Origin of the sequence: Methylobacterium sp. 1973 (assembly GCF_040545035.1) — a bacterium.
Taxonomy (GTDB): domain Bacteria; phylum Pseudomonadota; class Alphaproteobacteria; order Rhizobiales; family Beijerinckiaceae; genus Methylobacterium; species Methylobacterium fujisawaense.
Map to the genome: position 1 here is coordinate 142,018 of NZ_JBEPLA010000007.1, position 15,981 is coordinate 157,998.

The following is a 15,981-nucleotide window of genomic DNA, read 5'->3' on the forward strand; positions in this document are numbered from 1 at the left end:
CTCGCCCTGGAATCCGCTGACCTCACCCGTGCCCTCATCCTGAGGTGCCCGCGTCGGCGGGCCTCGAAGGAGGGCACCCGGGATCGCCCGGCTGGCGGGAGCTCTCTTTCGAGGCCTCCGCTGCGCTCCGGCACCTCAGGATGAGGATGGAGGGTGGGATGGAGTCGATTCCCGATGGGATCGGCAGATCGACGCCTCACACCACCAGGTTCACGATCCGCCCCGGCACGACGATGACCTTGCGGGGCGCCTTGCCCTCCAGGACCTTCTGGACCGCCTCCAGCGCCAGGGTCGCGGCCTCCACAGCCTTGGCGTCGGCATCGCGCGGCACGGTGACGTCCGCACGCTTCTTGCCGTTGATCTGGACCGGCAAGGTGATCTCGTCCTCGACGAGGAGCCCCGCCTCGGTCTCGGGCCAGGGCGCCTGGGCCACGAGGCCGCCGCGGCCGAGGACGGACCAGCACTCCTCGGCGAGGTGCGGCATCATCGGGGCGATGAGCTGGACCAGGATGCCGGCGGCCTCCCGCGCCGCTTGTCCCGAGACCGGCCCGCGCAGGCCATCCTCCAGGGCGTTGGCCAGCGTGTAGATGTGGGCGACGCAGCGGTTGAAGCGCAGGCGCTCGATATCGTCCTGCACGGAGGCCAGCGCCCGGTGGGCGGCCTTGCGCAGGGGCAGGTCCGCGGCGCCGTCGCCGGTCGCCTGCACGGCCGCGTTGACCAGCCGCCAGACCTTCTGGACGAAGCGGGCCGCGCCCTGCACGCCCTCCTCGGTCCAGATCACGTCGCGCTCCGGCGGCGAGTCGGAGAGCATGAACCAGCGCGCCGTGTCGGCCCCATAGCTCGCGATGATGTCGTCGGGGTCGACCACGTTCTTCTTCGACTTGGACATCTTCTCGATGGCGCCGATCGTGATCGGCGCCTGAGTTTTCACGTGAAACGCGCGGCGCTCGCCCTCCTCCGTGGCGAAGCGGATCTCGGCCGGGGGCACCCAGGCGCCGGCCGCGTCCTTGTAGGTTTCGTGGACGACCATGCCCTGCGTGAACAGGCCGGCGAAGGGCTCGGAGACGCCGGCCCAGCCGGTCTCGCGCATCGCCCGCATGAAGAACCGGGCGTAGAGCAGGTGCAGGATCGCGTGCTCGATGCCGCCGATATACTGGTCCACCGCCAGCCAGCGATCGACCACGGCGCGGTCGGTGGGCGCGTCCGTGAGCCAGGGCGCGGTGAAGCGGGCGTAGTACCAGGACGAATCGACGAACGTGTCCATCGTGTCGGTCTCGCGCCGGGCCGGCGCGCCGCATTGCGGGCAGGGCACGTTCCGCCACGCCGCGTCGCGCTCCAGCGGGTTGCCGGGCTGATCGAAGGAGACGTCCTCGGGGAGTTTCACCGGCAGGTCGGACACCGGAACCGGGACCGGGCCGCAGGACTCGCAGTGGATGATCGGGATCGGGCAGCCCCAGTAGCGCTGGCGGGAGACGCCCCAGTCGCGCAGGCGGAACTGGACCTTGCGCTTGGCGATCCCCTCCCCTTCCAGGCGCCGCGCCACGGCCTCGAAGGCCTCCCCGGTGCTCATGCCGTCGAGGAAGCGCGAATTGATCATCCGCCCGTCCTCGACATAGGCGGTGTCAGTGATGACGAAGGTCGCCGGATCCTGCCCCTCGGGGCAGACCACCGGCGTGTTGCCGAGCCCGTACTTGTTCGAAAAATCGAGGTCGCGCTGGTCGTGCGCCGGGCAGCCGAACACCGCGCCGGTGCCGTATTCCATCAGCACGAAATTCGCCACGTAGACCGGCAGCGTCCAGGACGGGTCCAGGGGATGGCGGACGGTGAGGCCGGTGTCGAAGCCGAGTTTTTCCGCCGTGTCGATCGCCGCCTGGGCCGTGCCCGTGCGCCGGCATTCTTCGATGAAGGCCTGGAGAGCGGGGTTTGTTGCGGCAACCGCTGCCGCCAGCGGATGATCGGCGGCCACGGCGAGGAACTTGGCGCCGAACAGGGTGTCGGGCCGCGTGGTGTAGACCTTGATGTCACGGAGGACCCCATCGGCCGCACGTTGGGCAGCTGCGGCGTGGGCATCCGGAACAAGTGCGAAAAGAACCTCCAGGCCCTCCGAGCGGCCGATCCAGTTCTTCTGCATCAGCCGGACCTTCTCCGGCCAGCGGTCCAGCCCGTCCAGCGCGGTCAGCAGGTCCTCGGCGAAATCGGTGATCTTGAAGAACCACTGGGTCAGCTCGCGCTGCTCCACCAGGGCGCCGGAGCGCCAGCCGCGCCCGTCGATCACCTGCTCGTTGGCGAGCACGGTGTGGTCCACCGGGTCCCAGTTCACCTTGGCGGTGCGGCGGGTCACGAGGCCCTTCGCCAAGAAGTCCAGGAACATGCGCTGCTGATGCTTGTAATAGTCGGGATCGCAGGTCGCGATCTCCCGGCTCCAGTCCAGCGACAGGCCCATGGCCTTCAACTGGTCGCGCATCGACGCGATGTTGGCGTAGGTCCAGTCCCGCGGGTTGACCTTGCGCTCCATGGCGGCGTTCTCGGCCGGCAGGCCGAAGGCGTCCCAGCCCATCGGGTGCAGCACGTTGAAGCCGCGGGCGCGCTTGTAGCGGGCGACGACGTCGCCCATCGCGTAGTTGCGGACATGGCCCATGTGGATGCGCCCCGACGGATAGGGGAACATCTCAAGAACGTAGTATTTCGGACGGCTGTCGGAATTGTCGGTCTCGAACAGGCGCCTCTCAGCCCAGGCTTCCTGCCAGCGCGGCTCGGCATCCTTGGCGTTGTAGCGCTCGACGGGCTGGGGGGCGGTGCTGGTCATGGATCCGGCTGGGTCAGGGGCTCGTCGGTCATTCCGAAGGATGACCACGGCACGGTCGCGCCGCGATAGCATATCTGCGCCGCAGCCGGTCAACGCAGCGCGCGATTCGGGCTTGCGCGGGGCGCGCGAACGCATAGGTCGGACAGGGAGAGACGGGACATGAGGCGGGGTCGCGCCGGAGCGATCCCATCCAACCCCCTCATCCTGAGACGCGGCGCCGCCGCCTCGACGGCGGGCTGCAGGGGGGCGGACCGCCGGGACCCTCCTTCGAGGCCTCCGCGGCGCTCCGGCATCTCAGGATGAGGGGGTTGGACAGGATGACCGTCCCCTCGAGAATCACGGCAGCGGGGATGCACGGGCCGCCGCCCGGCAGCGACAGGACAGGCAAGGCCATGGACGACGCGAAGACCGAACCCAGCGCGCCTCCCACCGACGGGATGGGGCATGTGACCGCGAAGCTTCCGGTGGGGCAGGCCGATGTTGCCGCGGGTCTCGCCGAGGTCCGGGCGGCCATCGCCCGGGCCGCCGAGGATTCGGAGCGCGATCCGGCCACGGTCCAGCTCGTGGCCGTCTCCAAGACCGTGCCGGCCGAGGGCATCCTACCGGCGCTCAAGGCCGGACAGCGGGTCTTCGGCGAGAACTACGTCCAGGAATCCGTAGCGAAATGGCCGGACCTCCGGGCCCGCTACCCGGATGTCGAGTTGCACCTCGTCGGGCCGCTGCAATCCAACAAGGCCCGGGAGGCGGTCGCCCTGTTCGACGTGATCCACTCCCTCGACCGGCTGTCGCTCGCGGCGGCGCTGGCCAAGGAGATCGACCGGTCCGGCCGGACGCCGAAGCTTCTGATCCAGGTCAATACCGGCGCAGAGCCGCAGAAGGGCGGCGTGCTCCCGGATCAACTCGACACCCTGCTCTCCGAATGCCAGGAGACCCACGGCCTCGCCATTCAGGGGCTGATGTGCATCCCGCCGGCGGAGGATCCGCCCTCGGCCCATTTCGCCCTGCTGGCCCGGCTCGCGAAGGCCCACAACCTGCCGATCCTCTCCATGGGCATGAGCGCGGATTTCCCCGCGGCGATCCAGCTCGGCGCCACCCATGTCCGGGTCGGGACCGCGATCTTCGGGGCCCGGACCCGGAAGGCCTGAGCCTGAGGTCGGGCCTCAGCCGATCCGCAGATGCGTCCGCGGCCCGAGGCGGCGCAGCAGCCGCAGCAGGTCGGCCCGGGCCAGGGCGACGCAGCCCTCCGTCGGGCGGTAGCCGTCCCGGGCGATGTGCAGGAAGATCGCCGAGCCCCGCCCCTTCCGGATCGGGGCGCGGTTGTAGTCGAGGTCGATCACCACGTCGTAGAGCCCGTCGCCGCGCCACATCGATTCGGCGCTGATCCCGGGGGCCGGCAGGCGGATCGGCCGGTTGTAGCGGCGGTCCCGGCTCTCGTCGCACCAGCCGTCGTCGGGCCGGGTCGCCCGCAGGGGCAGCAGCGTGCGCGGCCGGATCCCGAGATGATCGGGCCGGTAGGCGCCGGCCCGCAGGCGGAAGCGCCCGCGCGGCGAGCCGCCGTCGCCCTCGCGCTTGTCGATCACGATCCCGCCCGCCCCGAGGGCGCAGGGGATCACCGCCGGGCCGACGAGAAGCTGACCGCGCCGCCGGTCCCCCACCGTGGCCCGCACGCGGATCTCCCCCAGGGTCAGGCGGACGGGTCCCCTGCTCGACCGCCGCATCTCCGTCCTCCCGAATCCACCCGGTCCGGCGCGCCTTATGCCCGAGATCCGTACTCCGAACCGGTGAAAAATTGCGCGCAAGGCAACTTCCGGCCACAAAGGGCGCTCTATTTCTCGGTTGAACCCGGGCCGCCGAGCCGGGATTCGGGAGCCAGCCCACCGCCTCGCCGTGGGGTCCGACGCCTTGATCCTGAAGCGGTGCGCCCCGATCCCGCAGCCCGTTCACCGCGGCGATTGCCGCGGCGGCGAAAGGATGCGGAAACACAAGCCTCGGTAGAGTCGCGCCGCGATCCTGCCGAGATCCTGACGTCATCGCATGCTGCACCCGGCAGGCGGCCCCCGCCTCTCCCGCAGCCTGCTCTGGGGCCCCGGACGATGCCGAATGCCTACCGCCTGCTGATCTGCGACGACGACGCGATCCTGCGCGATACTCTCACCGAGCAGCTCGATCTCTGCGACGAGTTCACGGTCTTCACCGAAGCCAACGCCACGGACGCGATCCGACGGGTCGCCGCCGAGCGCATCGACCTCGCCGTGATGGATGTCGGCCTGCCCGACCTCGACGGGCGCGAGGCCGTGCGCCGGATGCGGGCCGGCGGCTTCCGCGGCCCGGTGATCATGCTGACCGCCCAGGATTCCGAGGCGGACCATGTCGAGGGGCTGGAGGCCGGCGCCAACGACTACGTCACCAAGCCGTTCAAGTTCGGCATCCTGCTGGCCCGGATCCGCGCCCACCTGCGCAGCCACGAGGCCTCCGAGGACGCGGTGTTCCAGATCGGCCCCTACACGTTCCGGCCGGGGGCCAAGCTCCTCGTCGGCGAGCGCGGCTCGAAGCTGAAGCTCACCGAGAAGGAGACCGCGATCCTGCGCTTCCTCTACCGGGCGGGCCGGGCCGTGGTGAACCGCGACACCCTCCTCGCCGAGGTCTGGGGCTACAACGCCCAGGTGACCACGCACACGCTCGAGACGCATATCTACCGGCTGCGCCAGAAGATCGAGCCGAACCCCGCCACCGCCGCGATCCTCGTGACCGAGGGGGGCGGATACAAGTTGCTGCCCTGACGAATTGAAGCTTTACGTGTAGGCGATCCGGCAGGTTCGCGTATGCGCAGGGTGGTGAGGCGTTCTTGGGGCTCGACGACGACATCGCGATCCTCGCGGCCGCACCGCTGTTCGGCTTCCTCGACCGGGATGCCCTGCGCCTGCTGACCTTCGCGGCGGAGCGCCGCGACCTCGCGGACGGCGACCTGCTGTTTTCCCGCGGCGATCCGGCCGATGGCGGCTTCGTGGTGATGGCCGGGACGATCCGGCTGGCACCCCGGTCCCCGGGGGCCGAGCCGGTGCGGGCCGGGCGCTCCGCCTTGATCGGCCAGCTCGCCCTGTTCGTGCGCGGGACCCGCCCGACCGAGGCCCGGGCCGAGGGGAGCGCCGCGGTGATGCGCATCACGCCGATGCTGATGCGCCGGGTGCTGGAGGAATTCCCCGCGGCCGCGCAGGCCGTCCACGACACCCTGGCGGACGACCTCGCCGGGCTGGTGACCGATCTCGATCAGGTGCGCGGGCTCCTCGAGGTCATCGACGGCATCTCCTCAGGTGACAGCTCCGATGGCCGCTTGTAAGCACGGGCTCCCGCCGCAAGAGTTCTGACCCGTTCCATGTCCCAGGCCGGCCTGCCCCATTCCGATCTCGCCCAGACCATCGAAGCCGCCTGGGAAGACCGCGCCAACATCTCGACCGCCACCCAGGGGGCGGTGCGCGAGGCGGTCGAGACGGCCCTGGAGCTGCTCGATTCGGGCAAGGCACGGGTCGCCGAGAAGAGCGGCAACCACGACTGGGTGGTCAACCAGTGGCTGAAGAAGGCGGTGCTGCTCTCCTTCCGCCTCAACGACATGGCGACGATCGAGGGCGGCCCCGGCGGCGCGCCCTGGTGGGACAAGGTCGCGTCGAAATTCGCCGGCTGGGGCGAGGCCGAGTTCCGCGCCGCGGGCCTGCGCGCCGTGCCGGGCTGCTTCGTCCGCCGGGGCTCCTACATCGCCCCCGGTGCCGTGCTGATGCCGAGCTTCGTCAATCTCGGCGCCCATGTGGGCGAGGGCACGATGGTCGACACCTGGGTGACGATCGGCTCCTGCGCGCAGGTGGGGAAGAACTGCCACATCTCCGGCGGCGCCGGCATCGCGGGCGTGCTGGAGCCGCTCCAGGCCAACCCGGTGATCATCGAGGACGATTGCTTCATCGGCGCCCGCGCCGAGGTGGCGGAGGGCGTCATCGTCGGCCAGGGCAGCGTCCTGTCCATGGGCGTGTATATCGGCGCCTCCACCAAGATCGTCGATCGGACCACCGGCGAGGTGATGTACGGCCGCGTGCCGCCCTACTCCGTGGTCGTCTCGGGCACGATGCCCGGCAAGGCGCTCCCGGACGGATCGCCCGGCCCGGGCCTCTACTGCGCGGTGATCGTCAAGCGCGTCGATGCCGGCACCCGGTCGAAGACCGCCATCAACGAGCTGCTGCGCACCTGATGTCCTGAGACTGGGCGGGGGCGTGCTGGGCGGGAGCGCGATGGAGACGCTGGAGCTGAACCTCACGGTGGCGGGCCGGCCGGTGCCGACCCCCTGCGACGTGTTCGGAGCGGGGCCGGACGCCCTCCTGCTCCCGGCCCTGTCGACCATCTCGGCGCGCGCCGAGATGCGGGACCTCGCCCGCGACCTGGGAACCGCGTATCGCTGCCTCGTGCCCGACTGGCCCGGTTTCGGCGCCCGGCCGCGGACGCGGGTGCCCCTCGCCCCCGCGACCTTCCACGCCTTCCTCGACGCCCTGCTCGCCGCCGCCCCCGGCCCGTACGCGCTCGGCGTCGCGGCCGGCCATGCCGCCGGCTACCTTGTGGCGGCGGCGCTGCGCCATCCGCAGGCCTTCGCGCGCCTGGTCCTGGTGGCGCCGACCTGGCGGGGGCCGCTGCCCACCGCGATGCCGGGACGGGCGCACTGGTTCCCGCGCATCCGCCGCGCCGTGGAGGCGCCGCTCCTCGGCGAGGCGCTCTACCGCATCAACATCAGCCCACCGATCATCGGCCGGATGATGCGCGCCCATGTCTATGCCGACGCCGCCCGGGTGACCCCGGCTCTGATCCGCGACAAGCACGCCATCACCCGCCAGCGCAACGGCCGCTTCGGCACCGCCGCCTTCGTCACCGGAGGCCTCGATCCGGTGGGCAGCCGCGACGCCTTCCTGGCCCTGTTCGGCGACGGCCTGCCGCCGACCCTGGTGCTGCGGCCCGAGGGCGCACCCCGGCGCTCGGGCGCCGAGATGGACGCCCTTATCGCCGGCGGTCGCGTGACCGGCGCCGCGATCCCCGGCGCCCTGAGCCCGCACGAGGAGCATCCGGGCGCCGTGGCCGCCGCGATCCGGGCGGCGTGATCGCGGCGGGGGCGCGATCACGCGTGACAGTCGGCGCGGATCGGCACCGTCACCCTGGACAGAAGAGGGCGCCTGTGCAGGGACTGGATGGGCCGGCTGAGCCGTTCGTCCGGCAGCGGGCGCGCCCCGCAGATTCCATCCGATAGAGCCCCGGATCCGATGCTGCGCACGCCGTCCCTGCCCCTCCTCGCCCCGGCCGCCCTCGCCCTCCTCCTGGCCGTCGCGGCCCGGGCTGAGGATGCGCCCCACCACCCCCCGGCGATGACCCCTGCAGCCCCGTCCCTGGGCGCCGAGACGCTGAAGCCCGGCAAGCCGGCCGTGAAGCCCTACCTGGCGGACGCGGCGGTGCCGGACGCCGTCCAGATCCTGCCGGCCCCGCCGGCCCACGACGCGCCCCTCGATAAGGCCGACCGGGCGGCCTTCAACAGCACCCGTGTCCTCAAGGGAACGGCCCGTTGGGACCTGGCCGCCAACGACGTCGCGGAGGGCGCGGCGGCGGTGCTGGAGAATTTCGCCTGCGTCCTCGGCACCCGGATCGATCAGGCGCGGGTGCCGGCGGTGATCAACCTCCTGGAGCGCGCCCGCCTCGACCTCGCCCGGGCGACGCGGGGCCCCAAGGTCCATTACCGCCGCCTGCGCCCGTTCGTGGGCAACGAGGCGCCGATCTGCGTGCAGCGCAGCCAGGCCCTGGCCGACAGCTTCAGTTATCCCTCCGGGCACGCCACCCAGGGGTGGGCCTACGCGCTGATTCTCGCATCCCTGGTTCCCGAGAAGGCGACGCCGATCCTGACCCGCGGCCGGGCCTATGGCGAGAGCCGGATCGTCTGCGGCGTGCACTGGCTCAGCGACGTGGCGGCGGGACGCCTCACCGGCACCGCGGTCTTCGCCGCCCTGATGGGGGATGCAACCTTCCGGGCGGACCTCGACCGGGCTCGGGCCGAGCTCCGGAGCGCCATGGCGGGCGCCGGGACGGTACCGGATCAGGCCACCTGTACCCGGGAGGCCGACGCCCTGCGGGAGCCGCCGCTCGAGTTCTAGGCTCGAACCGTTCCAGATTTGAAGTCTTCTAAGTGTGTGATTTACAACACGTTTTCGGCTTGCTCAAGGACCCGTGAACGATGGTACGTGGACCCCAGGCGCCGCGTAAGGGCGCGTTTCGGGGTCTCCGATGTCATTCCGTATCGCCCAGTCCGGCCTGCTGCTCGCCACCACGGCGCTGACCACGATTGCCCTCGCCCCGGCGGCTGCCGCGCAAGAGACCGCCGTGCAGCTCAACGAGATCTCCGTGGAGGCCGCCCGGCCGGCCGTGGCGGCTCCGACGGGATCCGGCGGCGGCGGCGGCAATGTCAGCGGCGGTGACGGCGGCAGCGCCGCCACCAGCGGCGGCGGCGGCGGGCCCTCCGGCATCACCGGCTACGTAGCGCGGGTGAGCCCGACCGCCACGAAGACCAACACGCCCCTGATCGAGACCCCGCAATCGGTCTCCGTGGTCACCCGCGAGCAGCTCAACGACCGCAACGTGCAGAGCCTCAACGAGGCGGTGGCGTACACGCCCGGCGTGTCGAGCAACGTGTTCGGCTTCGATCCGCGGGCCGACGCATTCTACATTCGCGGTTTTGCGGAGACCTACGACGGTGTGTTCCGCGACGGCCTGCGCCAGACCGGAGTCGGCTTCGCCGTTCCCCGGATCGAACCCTACGGAACGGAAGCCCTGACGATCCTGCGCGGGCCGGCCTCCGGCCTATACGGCCTGGGCTCGCCCGGCGGCATCGTCGACGTGACCAGCAAGCGGCCGGTCTTCGCCCAATTCGGCGAGGTGTGGTTCCAGGGAGGCAACTTCGACCGCTACCAGGGCAATTTCGATATCGGCGGCCCGGTGGAGGGGTCGGACGGCACGATGGCCTACCGGCTGACCGGCGTCGCCCGGCAATCCAATACGTTCCTGCCCGGCCCCGGCGTCCGGGACGACCGGTTCACGATCGCGCCCGCCTTCACGTGGCGCCCCACGGCCGACACGACCTTTACGCTGCTGACCGAGTTCCAAGAATCGAACGTCCCGGGCAATGCGAGCTTTTACAACTTCCCCGGCTTCCGCGTGTCGCGGATCTACTCGGGTGACGGCGCGCTCAACACCTACCGGACGGATCAGCACCGGATCGGCTACGCCTTCGAGCATCGGTTCTCGCCAGACCTGATCCTGCGGCAGAACTTCCGCTATTCCGGCGTCGATGCCAATTTCTCGTACACGCAGGTCGACGGGGTGACGGGCCTCAGCGCGCAGCGCTCCACGGGCCTGTTCAAGCAATCGCTGGCCTCCTTCGCGGTGGACACCCAACTCGAGGGTCATCTCCACACCGGCCCGATCGCCCACACGCTGCTGACGGGCATCGACTACTATCATTACGACTTCTCGAGCGTCGCCGGCTTCGGCGTGGCGCCCGATCTCAACCTGCTCACCTTGAACTACGGTCGCCAGCCGATCGCGCGCCCCAGCATCGATCGCTCCTCGCGACAGGCGCAGGATCAGGTCGGCGTCTATTTCCAGGAACAGGCGAAGTGGGGGAAGTTTGTCCTGACGCTGACCGGACGGCAGGACTGGGTCGCCTCCGACACGGCGAGCGTGACGCGGGGCGTCGTGGCCGGACCGCAGAGCCAGAACGACAGCGCCTTCACCTACCGGGCGGGCCTGAACTACGAACTCGCGCCCGGCCTCGTGCCCTACGCGAGCTATGCGACGACCTTCACCCCCCAGGTCGGCGTCAACACCGTCACCGGCCGTCCCTATCGCCCGGCCACAGGCGACCAGATCGAGGCGGGTGTGAAATACCTGATCCCGGGCACGAATATCAGCGCCGGCATCGCAGGCTTCGATATCAATCAGACGAGCATTCTGCGCCAGGATCCCACAAACTTTGCCAACCAAGTTGCGACCGGCGAAGTCAATTCGCGCGGCTTCGAGATGGAGGCGACGGCGAATTTCGCGCCGGGGACCAACCTGACGCTCGCCTACACCCATCTCGACTTCCGCTTCGTGAAGCAGACCTCGGCCGTGACCGGTGCGGCGATCGACGGAAACCAGCTCTCCGGCATTCCGGGGGACACTTTCGCGTCGTTCCTGACCTACCTGTTCCCGCCCTCCTCCGCGTTGCGCGGCCTGACGATCGGCGGCGGCATCCGGTTCAACGCCAACAGCTTCGCCGACGACGAGAACACGGTGCGCAATCCGACCGTGACGCTGTTCGACGCCCTCGTCGCTTACGACTTCGCGGCGCTCGATCCGAAGTACAAAGGCTTCCGGGCGCAGATCAACGCGTTCAACATCTTCGATCGCGATTACTACAACTGCCAAGCCGGCTTCTGCTATCGCGGCGCGCCCGCGACGGTCATCGGCAGCCTGATCTACCGCTGGTAGGTCCTGTGAGCGGGGGCCGCGGCATGGCAGGTCCCCGCCCCCGGCACTGGAGATGGCCCCGCAAACCGTCCTAAGGCCGGAGCATCGTCCTCCGACCCGGACCCGCCATGCTCTCGACCGTGCTGGTCGTGCTGCCGATCTTCGCGCTGATCTTCGCCGGCTGGCTGGCCCGCCGGATCGGCGTGCTCGGCGCCGCCGCCACCACCGAACTCAACCGGTTCGTGGTCTTCCTGGCCCTGCCGGCCCTCCTGTTCGACGTCACCGCACACGCCCATTGGAGCGCCATCTGGAAGCCCGGCTTCATCGGCGCCTTCGGTCTCAGCAGTCTCGCGGTCTTCGCCCTCACCGTGCTGATCCGGCGCGGGGAGGGGCGGCCGCTGGCCGATGCCGCGGTGGACGGGCTCAACGCCGGCTACGCCAATACCGGCTTCATGGGGTTCCCCCTGGCGCTGGTCGCCTTCGGGCCCGAGGCGCTCGCCCCCACCACGGTGGCGGCGATCCTGACGGTCTGCGGCGTGTTCGCGGTGGCCATCGTGCTGATCGAGACCGGGCTGCGGCGCGAGGCGGCCGCGTCGGGCCGGAGCGGGCCCCGCATGCCCGTCTGGCGGTCGGTCGGCCGCTCGCTCATGCGCAACCCGCTTCTGGTGGCGCCGGCGCTGGGCGCCCTGGTGCCGAGTGCCGGACTGACCGTGCCGGAATCCGCGGAGACCTTCCTGAAGCTCCTCGGAGGCGCGGCCGCGCCCTGCGCCCTGGTGGCGCTCGGCCTGTTCCTGGCCCAGACCCGTCACGCCGGCGGCGGGCAGGGGCGGACCGCCGCGCTCCTCGTCGGCCTCAAGCTCGCCCTTCATCCGCTGCTGGCCTACGGCCTCGGCCGCTACCTGTTCGACCTGCCCCCGCTCCTGCTGCACACCGCGGTGCTCATGGCCGCCCTCCCCACCGGCACCGGACCGTTCATGCTGGCGGAGTTCTATCGGCGCGAGGCCGACCTGACCGCCACCGTGGTGCTGGTCTCGACGGTGCTGGCGATCGTCACGGTCTCGGCCTACCTGTCGGCGATCGCCTAGGATTTCCGGCCGGTCATCGGATTTCTCTCCCGCCGCGGCATGACATTCGGAAACCGGACGATCACGCTCTTGCCGCAGAGGAATCGTAACGTTTGCCCCCTAGCGTCGTGGCGCGGCATGCCGTGTCCGCGCTAGAACGATCCGACAAGCGGGGGCGGAACGACGGCGGATGGTGGGTTCGGGAGTTTCCATCGCGGGGCGGATCGTCCGCCTCGCCTGCGCGACCGGCCTGGCGCTGAGCCTCTCGGCCTGCTTTCGGCCGCTCTACGGGCCGACCGCGTCGGGCGAGTCCGTCCAGGCGCTGCTCGCCTCGGTCCAAGTCGACGACGTGGCGATGGCCCAGGGGCAGGAGCGCCTCGGCCATTACCTGCGCAGCGAACTGGTCTTCGATCTCGACGGGTCCGGTCATCCGGCGACCAAGCGCTACCGGCTGAAGCTCTCGGGCTCCGAGATCGTGCAGACCCCGATCGTCTCCTCCACCACCGGCCGCGCCGAGGCCGGCACCCTGGTGGCCAACATCAAGTACAGCCTCGAGGATATGAGCGGCGCCAAGGTCTATACCGAGGGCGTGGCCACCTCGACCGCGACCTACGATCGCTCGGTCCAGCGCTTCGCCAGCCAGCGGGCGGCGCGGGACGCCGAGATCCGGCTGGCGAGCGTGCTGTCCGATCAGATCAAGAGCCGCCTCGCCGCCGTGCTCTCGACGAAGCCGTAATCCGACGTGACGGCGGTCAAGGCGGGTGAGATCGAGGGGCTGATCCGGCGCGGACCCGATCCGCGCATCCCCGTCATCCTCGTCTACGGGCCGGATACCGGGCTGGTCACCGAGCGGGCCCGGAAGCTCGCCGAGGATTTCGTCGACGACCCGGCCGATCCCTTCGCGCTGGTTCGGATCGACGGCGACGCCCTGGCGGCCGATCCGGGCCGGCTGTGCGACGAGGCCGGGACGATGGGCCTGTTCGGTGGCCGCCGGTCGATCTGGGTCCGCCCTGGCACCCGCAATTACGCCCCCGCCGTCGAGGCGGTGCTCGGCGCGACGGTCGCCGACGCCCGCATCGTCGTCGAGGCCGGGGATCTCGCCAAGAACAACCCGCTCCGCACCCTGTGCGAGCGCTCTTCGAAGGCGCTGGCGATCCCCTGCTACGCCGACGACGAGCGGACCCTCTCGGACCTGATCGAGCGCACCCTTCAGGAGCGTGGCCTGCGCATCGACCGGGCCGCCCGGGAGGTTCTGGCCCGCAGCCTCGGCGGCGACCGCCGGGCGAGCCTGATGGAGATCGAGAAGCTCGCCCTCTACGCCGGGGGCGAGGGGGGAGGGGACAAGACCGTGACCCTCGACCATGTGGAGGCGATCACCAGCGACGTCGCGGCGAGCGTGCTCAACACCCTGATCGATGCCGCCTTCGACGGCCGCCGCGACGCGGTGGAGCGCGATTACCGCCGCTTCCGGCACGAGGGCCTCGACCCCGGCGTGGTGCTGGGCTCGGCGCTGCGGCACGCCCTGACGCTGCTCACCACCCGGCTCGACAATCCCGACAAGACGCCCGCCATGATGGTCGCGACGTGGCGCGGCCTGCATTTCAAGCGCAAGGCCAGCATCGAGGGCCAGCTCGGCGCCTGGCCGCCCGGCACCCTCCGGCAGGCCGTCGCGGCCCTGCAGGCGGCGGTCCTGGCCTGCCGGCGGGCGGAGCCCGACCTGGCCCACGCCCTGGCCTCGGCGGCCCTCCTGCGGGTCGCGGAGGCGGGGGCGCGGCGGCGGCGCTAGTCCGGGCTCAGGCGCCGTCGGCGCTTCCGGCACGGCGCAGCGCGAGCCACGCGCCCCAGAACAGGCTGGAAAAGAAGCGGGTCGGAGGCGCGAAGCCGGCGGCATCCAGCAGGGCCGCGACGGCTGCCTCGGAATGGGGCGGATCGGCCCCCTGCAGGATCTTCCCGCGTCGGGCCTCGATCGCGTCGGCGCTGGCGCCGTGCTGGCGCCAGCGTTCGCCCCAGGCTGCAAGCAGCAGTGGCTGACTTGCATACGCGTAATGGTTGCCGGCGAGCACCAGAGGCGCGCCCGGCTTCAGGCGCCCGGCAATGGCCTGCAGGATCGCCCGTTTCTCCGCGTCGCCCGGCAGATGGTGCAGCACGCCGATCAGGGTCGCGGCGTCGTAGACCGCGTCCTGGGGGAGGGCATCCACCGTTCCGAGGACGATCTCGGTCCGGTCGTGGAGACCGTCCTGCTCCAGCCGCGCGATCGTGAGATCCATCATGGCGCTGGACGGGTCGACGGCGGTGAAGCGCCAGCCGGGCTCGAGGGCCGCCGCAGTGACGATCTCCGGGCCGCCCCCGCCCGCCCCGACGATCAGCAGCCGCGCAGGCGTGCCGCTGCCCAGGACGGCGGCAAGCATGCAGGCGGCGAGCTCATGGCAGGCCTCGTAGCCGGCCAGGGCGATCCGGCTCTGCTGCGCTTATTCGCCGGCCCGGTCGGCGTCGAATTTCCGAGCCGCCGCGCTGGTACCGTCCGCCAAGTTCCGGCTCCCCGGTCATCCGGACTGCGGACCGGCCCGCATGTCCCAACTCTGGGCCGGGCGACACACGCGCTCCGGCCACCGATACGGCACGCGCTCCCGCCTGCGAGCGCCACCGGCAGGGCAGGGGGCCCGATCAGGCGTCCGAGACCTTGAACCGGTTGAGCAGGGCCTGAAGCTCGTCCTTCGTCTCGTAGCGGATGCGGATCTCGCCCGAATCGGCGTCCTTCGGCTTGTAGGAAACCGGGACGCCGAGCGCCCGGTGGATCCGCAACTCCAGATCGCGCACCGGCGCGGGGCGCTCGGCCGAGAGGCGCGGGCGCCCGGGGCGGGGTGCCTCGGCCGGCGCGGCCTCCGCGGAGGCGATGGCCTCCACGTCCCGGACCGACAGACCCTCGGCCACGACGCGGCGCGCCGTCGCCTCGGGATCGCGCACCGCCAGCAGGGCGCGGGCATGACCGGCGGTCAGCTCGCCGGCGGAGACCCGCTCCTGCACGGAGAGCGGCAGGTTGAGCAGCCGGAGCGTGTTGGCCAGATGGCTGCGGCTCTTGCCGAGGATCTCGGCCAACTCCTTCTGCGTGTACGAGAAATCCTTCATCAGGCGCTCGTAGCCGGACGCCTCCTCGATCGCGTTGAGGTCGGTGCGCTGGACGTTCTCCAGGATGGCGAATTCCAGGGAGCCCCGGTCGTCGATCTCGACCACCACCACCGGCACCTCGTCGAGGCCGGCGCGCTGGGCCGCCCGCCAGCGCCGCTCGCCGGCCACGATCTCGAAGGTGCCGGGCACGTCGCCGATCGGCCGCACCACGATCGGCTGGATGATGCCCCGCTGGCCGATCGAGACCGCGAGCTCCGACAGCTCCGTCTCGGCGAAGCTCCGGCGCGGGTTGCGCGGGTTGGCACGCAGGAACTCGATCGGAACCTTGCGCTGCTCCTCGGCCTTGGCCGACCCACGGCCCGCCTCGTTGAAATCGCCGATCAGCGCCGCGAGCCCGCGCCCCAGTCGAGGCTTCGCCCCCTCCTCCGCCATGATCGCCACCCGTGTCACGCTCCACACTCCCCC

14 protein-coding genes are annotated in these 15,981 nt (G+C 70.9%); 10 read left to right on the forward strand and 4 right to left on the reverse strand.

Features of this window, described 5'->3' with window-relative positions; all coding sequences use genetic code 11:
- Window positions 1-196: 196 nt before the first annotated feature.
- Window positions 197-2,806 carry a leucine--tRNA ligase gene (leuS, locus tag ABIC70_RS15515; protein WP_043384077.1) on the reverse strand — a complete coding sequence of 870 codons (2,610 nt, stop codon included), beginning with the start codon at window positions 2,804-2,806 and terminating at the stop codon, window positions 197-199.
- Between the two features lie 392 nt (window positions 2,807-3,198).
- On the opposite strand from leuS, the gene ABIC70_RS15520 reads away from it, so the two are divergent.
- Window positions 3,199-3,951, forward strand: coding sequence for a YggS family pyridoxal phosphate-dependent enzyme (locus tag ABIC70_RS15520; protein WP_043346853.1), 753 nt, complete (start codon window positions 3,199-3,201; stop codon window positions 3,949-3,951).
- A gap of 15 nt (window positions 3,952-3,966) precedes the next feature.
- Here ABIC70_RS15520 and ABIC70_RS15525 read toward each other — a convergent pair whose 3' ends face one another.
- Window positions 3,967-4,524, reverse strand: coding sequence for a L,D-transpeptidase family protein (locus ABIC70_RS15525; RefSeq protein ID WP_354440037.1), 558 nt, complete (start codon window positions 4,522-4,524; stop codon window positions 3,967-3,969).
- Window positions 4,525-4,899: 375 nt separating this feature from the next.
- On the opposite strand from ABIC70_RS15525, the gene ABIC70_RS15530 reads away from it, so the two are divergent.
- The 9 genes from ABIC70_RS15530 to holA all read left to right on the forward strand — a co-directional run bounded on the left by ABIC70_RS15530 (window position 4,900) and on the right by holA (window position 14,176).
- Window positions 4,900-5,586, forward strand: coding sequence for a response regulator transcription factor (locus ABIC70_RS15530; RefSeq protein ID WP_043346856.1), 687 nt, complete (start codon window positions 4,900-4,902; stop codon window positions 5,584-5,586).
- Between the two features lie 65 nt (window positions 5,587-5,651).
- Entirely contained in the window at window positions 5,652-6,143 is a 492-nt protein-coding gene (locus ABIC70_RS15535; protein WP_043384073.1) for a cyclic nucleotide-binding domain-containing protein, read from the forward strand.
- Between the two features lie 51 nt (window positions 6,144-6,194).
- Window positions 6,195-7,040, forward strand: coding sequence for a 2,3,4,5-tetrahydropyridine-2,6-dicarboxylate N-succinyltransferase (dapD, locus tag ABIC70_RS15540; RefSeq protein WP_043384148.1), 846 nt, complete (start codon window positions 6,195-6,197; stop codon window positions 7,038-7,040).
- 40 nt (window positions 7,041-7,080) lie between these two features.
- On the forward strand, window positions 7,081-7,935 hold the full coding sequence (locus ABIC70_RS15545) for an alpha/beta fold hydrolase (protein ID WP_354440038.1): 855 nt from the start codon (window positions 7,081-7,083) through the stop codon (window positions 7,933-7,935).
- 159 nt (window positions 7,936-8,094) lie between these two features.
- The gene (locus ABIC70_RS15550; protein WP_354440039.1) at window positions 8,095-8,973 is read left to right on the forward strand and encodes an acid phosphatase; all 879 of its coding nucleotides are present in this window, start codon (window positions 8,095-8,097) and stop codon (window positions 8,971-8,973) included.
- Between the two features lie 130 nt (window positions 8,974-9,103).
- Window positions 9,104-11,347, forward strand: a complete 2,244-nt coding sequence (locus tag ABIC70_RS15555; protein WP_043759474.1) for a TonB-dependent siderophore receptor — start codon at window positions 9,104-9,106, stop codon at window positions 11,345-11,347.
- A gap of 107 nt (window positions 11,348-11,454) precedes the next feature.
- Complete coding sequence (locus tag ABIC70_RS15560) at window positions 11,455-12,411, forward strand: AEC family transporter (RefSeq protein WP_043346866.1); 957 nt, start codon at window positions 11,455-11,457, stop codon at window positions 12,409-12,411.
- Window positions 12,412-12,580: 169 nt separating this feature from the next.
- Window positions 12,581-13,126 carry an LPS assembly lipoprotein LptE gene (locus tag ABIC70_RS15565; RefSeq protein WP_043346867.1) on the forward strand — a complete coding sequence of 182 codons (546 nt, stop codon included), beginning with the start codon at window positions 12,581-12,583 and terminating at the stop codon, window positions 13,124-13,126.
- A gap of 6 nt (window positions 13,127-13,132) precedes the next feature.
- A complete protein-coding gene (holA, locus tag ABIC70_RS15570) occupies window positions 13,133-14,176 on the forward strand; it encodes a DNA polymerase III subunit delta (RefSeq protein WP_354440040.1) in 1,044 nt (347 codons plus the stop codon).
- A 7-nt stretch (window positions 14,177-14,183) separates the two neighbouring features.
- Here the strand turns inward: holA and ABIC70_RS15575 are convergent, their stop codons facing one another.
- Complete coding sequence (locus ABIC70_RS15575; RefSeq protein WP_354440041.1) at window positions 14,184-14,798, reverse strand: class I SAM-dependent methyltransferase; 615 nt, start codon at window positions 14,796-14,798, stop codon at window positions 14,184-14,186.
- Window positions 14,799-15,054: 256 nt separating this feature from the next.
- On the reverse strand, window positions 15,055-15,948 hold the full coding sequence (locus tag ABIC70_RS15580; RefSeq protein WP_053609629.1) for a ParB/RepB/Spo0J family partition protein: 894 nt from the start codon (window positions 15,946-15,948) through the stop codon (window positions 15,055-15,057).
- Window positions 15,949-15,981 lie beyond the last annotated feature (33 nt).

Bases quoted from the DNA above. Each gene is read 5' to 3' on its own strand.
- leuS (WP_043384077.1), bottom strand. From the start codon at position 2,806: ATGACCAGCACCGCCCCCCAGCCCGTCGAGCGCTACAACGCCAAGGAT.
- ABIC70_RS15520 (WP_043346853.1), top strand. From the start codon at position 3,199: ATGGACGACGCGAAGACCGAACCCAGCGCGCCTCCCACCGACGGGATG.
- ABIC70_RS15525 (WP_354440037.1), bottom strand. From the start codon at position 4,524: ATGCGGCGGTCGAGCAGGGGACCCGTCCGCCTGACCCTGGGGGAGATC.
- ABIC70_RS15530 (WP_043346856.1), top strand. From the start codon at position 4,900: ATGCCGAATGCCTACCGCCTGCTGATCTGCGACGACGACGCGATCCTG.
- ABIC70_RS15545 (WP_354440038.1), top strand. From the start codon at position 7,081: ATGGAGACGCTGGAGCTGAACCTCACGGTGGCGGGCCGGCCGGTGCCG.
- ABIC70_RS15550 (WP_354440039.1), top strand. From the start codon at position 8,095: ATGCTGCGCACGCCGTCCCTGCCCCTCCTCGCCCCGGCCGCCCTCGCC.
- ABIC70_RS15555 (WP_043759474.1), top strand. From the start codon at position 9,104: ATGTCATTCCGTATCGCCCAGTCCGGCCTGCTGCTCGCCACCACGGCG.
- ABIC70_RS15560 (WP_043346866.1), top strand. From the start codon at position 11,455: ATGCTCTCGACCGTGCTGGTCGTGCTGCCGATCTTCGCGCTGATCTTC.
- ABIC70_RS15565 (WP_043346867.1), top strand. From the start codon at position 12,581: ATGGTGGGTTCGGGAGTTTCCATCGCGGGGCGGATCGTCCGCCTCGCC.
- ABIC70_RS15575 (WP_354440041.1), bottom strand. From the start codon at position 14,798: ATGCTTGCCGCCGTCCTGGGCAGCGGCACGCCTGCGCGGCTGCTGATC.
- ABIC70_RS15580 (WP_053609629.1), bottom strand. From the start codon at position 15,948: ATGGCGGAGGAGGGGGCGAAGCCTCGACTGGGGCGCGGGCTCGCGGCG.